Source organism: Clostridioides sp. ZZV14-6153, assembly GCF_020657855.1.
Classification (GTDB): domain Bacteria; phylum Bacillota; class Clostridia; order Peptostreptococcales; family Peptostreptococcaceae; genus Clostridioides.
In genome coordinates, this window is sequence record NZ_JAGWCZ010000091.1 from 1 (window position 1) to 332 (window position 332).

Annotated in this window: 2 tRNA genes; both read right to left on the reverse strand. The window is 49.7% G+C overall.

Features of this window, described 5'->3' with window-relative positions:
- Positions 1–90 precede the first annotated feature (90 nt).
- A tRNA-Lys gene (locus KGF46_RS19830) sits at positions 91–163 on the reverse strand.
- Between the two features lie 16 nt (positions 164–179).
- A tRNA-Gln gene (locus KGF46_RS19835) sits at positions 180–255 on the reverse strand.
- Positions 256–332 lie beyond the last annotated feature (77 nt).

The following is a 332-nucleotide window of genomic DNA, read 5'->3' on the forward strand; positions in this document are numbered from 1 at the left end:
GGATTCGAACCCACGGCCCCTTTCGAAGTCACTGGTTTTCAAGACCAGCTCCTTAAACCACTCGGACACCTCTCCATATTTTACTTCCAATGATTCATCCGAGGATCGAACTCGGGACACCCTGATTAAGAGTCAGGTGCTCTGCCAGCTGAGCTAATGAACCCTACTTTAATATTTAATGGCTGGGGATGCAGGACTTGAACCTACGCATACATGAGTCAAAGTCATGTGCCTTACCGACTTGGCTAATCCCCAATATATGTGGTGAGCGCACAGGGATTCGAACCCCGGACACACGCCTTAGAAGGGCGTTGCTCTATCCAGCTGAGCTA